Raw genomic sequence first — 2,609 nt, forward strand, 5'->3', positions numbered from 1 at the left:
GCGGACCTTGGTGGGGGATAGCGGCGATAGCGACGTCGCGAGGTGCCAAAGGGGACGTGACCCCACCCGCATTCGGCGCCGCAGGCGAGCAGTGGATGTCTAGGTGATGCTGCGTGCGAGTTGTCCGTTGACCTCAGACTGGCCCGTCCATGGCGTCGAACGCTCCCTCGCGCCTCAGACGACGCACCTCCTTCCCCACGAGGCAGTGGGTGGCCGGCGCGATCCGTTGGTGCGACCTAACGCTGACGGGGCTGCAGTCCCACCAAGGTCGTGATCACAGCCCCCATGAGGGAGAGGAAACCCAGACCGTTGAACCAATGGTGTGGCACCTCCGGCAGGAAGTGCGCGAAGTACAACGGGAGAATGCTCAGGCACCAAAGCATGGTACTGATCATGAGTAGCGGCAGATTCGGCCTGTAGGCCAGTGCCTCGTTGGACGCAGGCGAGGCGAAGCCGGACAACGGGGGCTCAGTGCGTGCAGGGGTAGGCGCCATAGGCGTCCCATACATCGTGTCGCCGACATGGAAGACCAGTGATCCATGCTCACCATGCTGCAGCGGTGGAGGCCCCTGTGGCGCGGTGTAGGCGCTTGCATTCGCCTGCTGAGGCTCGCGGTCGGAGTGGATATCGTTGGCAAAGCCGCGGATGGCGTCACGAATGTTATCTTGACCGATGCTCATGGTCTGCATCCTCACCAGCGTGAATGATCAGGGAACGGCGCACACTGATCGTAACCGATGGCCTCGTTTTGACGAAACACGCCTCTCAACGACTCGCGAGTTGAACCAGGCGGAGCATCGGTTTCGCGGAGATCGACTCCCCGTTGCAGTGCATCTCGTAGAGCAACGCAATCAATTCCGCCTTCTTCTCCGGCGCCATGGTGCCACCGATCTCCTGGAGGCCCGCCTCGACGCCAGCGATCACTGAGCGCAGCGTCGCCACATCAAGGCGTTCCTCGACACCATCGCGGCGTCCCTCCCCCGAGGCGAGCCAAGTCAGCGAGACGCCAGCCGTTTGCGCCATCTCCAGCAGTTTATCCGCACCCGGAACACTGCCACCTGTCAGATACTTGCGGAAGCTACTTTCCGAAATCCCGCACTTTTTCGCGAATGCCAGGGTGCTCATGCCACCCTTGGCTTCCAGCAGTCGTTCTGGAAAGCCAGCGCCATCCCAGCTGGGAAACGCCGATGGAGTCGGCTTTTCAGCCATATTGACGGTCTTGAGCGCAGACATAACAGGAGGGCTCGGCGTACAGGGTGAAGGAATGGTAACGCTTTTTCAGCTCGGAAGTCTGTGTTTCTCGCGGTTTAGTGCGTATTATAGCGCGAAACAACCCAACCTGTACGCTCTACGATGTTGAATACCGACACCATGACGACGACGGACCTCGAGCGGGAGATCGCGACCTTGAACCTCCATTGGCTGCTCCACGCTCAGGCGTTGGCTCGTGTGGATGCGCAGAAGGCAAGCCTCATCTTCGGGCTCGGCCCGCAGTGGATTCAGGGACTGCAACAGGCTTCGGTACCGATGCTGCGCGCCCTGGCCGATTCGCACATTTCGCTGTTTCGTCCGCGTTTTCATCAGCGCTTCTGGCAGGACTGTTTGGCCGCACCGCCATCCACCTATACCTTCGCCCTACAGGCCTTGATGCTGGCGGCCAAAGACGGAGAACACCCATGAGGCTGCAGCAATTTGCGCGCACTGAACAGGCCATCGACCTGTTGAAACGCGGTCTGCGGACCTCTCTGGTGCAACAGATCAGCGGACTACGAGCGCCGATCGTGCGCGCGCTCCATCATGAGATCCATGGGTCTAAACCCAAGTCCGGTCAGCATCCGACGATAAGCGGCCTGCTGCGCTCAACCAAGCGGCAGGCCAGCGCATCGCTGTTCGTCGCGCTCTATCGGACATTGGGCGGACAGCGCACAGCACAGCAGATCGAGCTTGAGGCGCTGCTGCAGGCGCATCGGCTGTATCGGGAACATGCCGAACGCTTCGCAAGTCCAGATCAACTCGGCGCACCGCTCGACATCAATGCCGCCTGGGTGATCGCCCAGGCGCTGAGCACCGGCGCGCTCACGCTGCAGGGTTGTCAACACTGCCAGATCGATTTCGTGGTCTGCGACTTTTCGCGCATCGCACTGCAGTGCCCCGTCTGCGTGCTCAAACAGCGCGCCCGCCAACGTCCGCTTCGGCGCCAGATCGCCAAGACGGGCCGAGGCGATTCTGCGCAGGCGCTCACCCAAACAGGCGCTCATCCCGACCAGAGGAAGGCTTGTCAGCCCGTACCGTGAATGAGGGCGGGGCTTAAACGCGCTTTTGCGTCTGCGTCAGTAGCACGGCCAGGGCTCCGGTGGCGATCACGGCCAGCGCCGGCACCGCGAGCGGGGGCACGGGTAACGGCAGCAACAGCCCAAAGCCGACCAGGAATGCCAATCCGATCAAGATGCGCACCGCCACGCGATGCGCCAAGGGGCTCGGATAGTCGAACCCAGCCAGACGGATGCGCCGGCGAATCAGCCCATCGGCGACCGCGCCAAGGACGCCAAAGGCCAGAAACGGCCACCAGGCGAAGAGCACGACCAGGCGCTGGATGGCCAAATAGACGG

Annotated in this window: 5 protein-coding genes; 2 read left to right on the forward strand and 3 right to left on the reverse strand. The window is 62.1% G+C overall.

What is annotated here, in order from left to right; genetic code table 11:
• Positions 1–236: 236 nt before the first annotated feature.
• Both VBE63_RS27215 and VBE63_RS27220 read right to left on the reverse strand, forming a co-directional pair.
• Entirely contained in the window at positions 237–680 is a 444-nt protein-coding gene (locus tag VBE63_RS27215; RefSeq protein ID WP_323686123.1) for a hypothetical protein, read from the reverse strand.
• 85 nt (positions 681–765) lie between these two features.
• Positions 766–1,233, reverse strand: a complete 468-nt coding sequence (locus VBE63_RS27220) for a helix-turn-helix transcriptional regulator (RefSeq protein WP_323686124.1) — start codon at positions 1,231–1,233, stop codon at positions 766–768.
• 138 nt (positions 1,234–1,371) lie between these two features.
• Here VBE63_RS27220 and VBE63_RS27225 point away from each other — a divergent pair, with 138 nt between their 5' ends.
• A complete protein-coding gene (locus VBE63_RS27225; protein WP_323686125.1) occupies positions 1,372–1,680 on the forward strand; it encodes a flagellar transcriptional regulator FlhD in 309 nt (102 codons plus the stop codon).
• A complete protein-coding gene (locus tag VBE63_RS27230) occupies positions 1,677–2,294 on the forward strand; it encodes a FlhC family transcriptional regulator (protein ID WP_323686126.1) in 618 nt (205 codons plus the stop codon). Before VBE63_RS27225 ends, VBE63_RS27230 begins: the two co-directional genes overlap by 4 nt.
• A gap of 13 nt (positions 2,295–2,307) precedes the next feature.
• Here VBE63_RS27230 and VBE63_RS27235 read toward each other — a convergent pair.
• Positions 2,308–2,609, reverse strand: a 302-nt coding sequence (locus tag VBE63_RS27235; protein ID WP_323686127.1) for a DUF4400 domain-containing protein, incomplete at its 5' end; no start/stop codon positions are given.

This window comes from Lamprobacter sp., assembly GCF_034860625.1.
In the GTDB taxonomy this organism is placed as follows: Bacteria; Pseudomonadota; Gammaproteobacteria; order Chromatiales; family Chromatiaceae; genus Lamprobacter.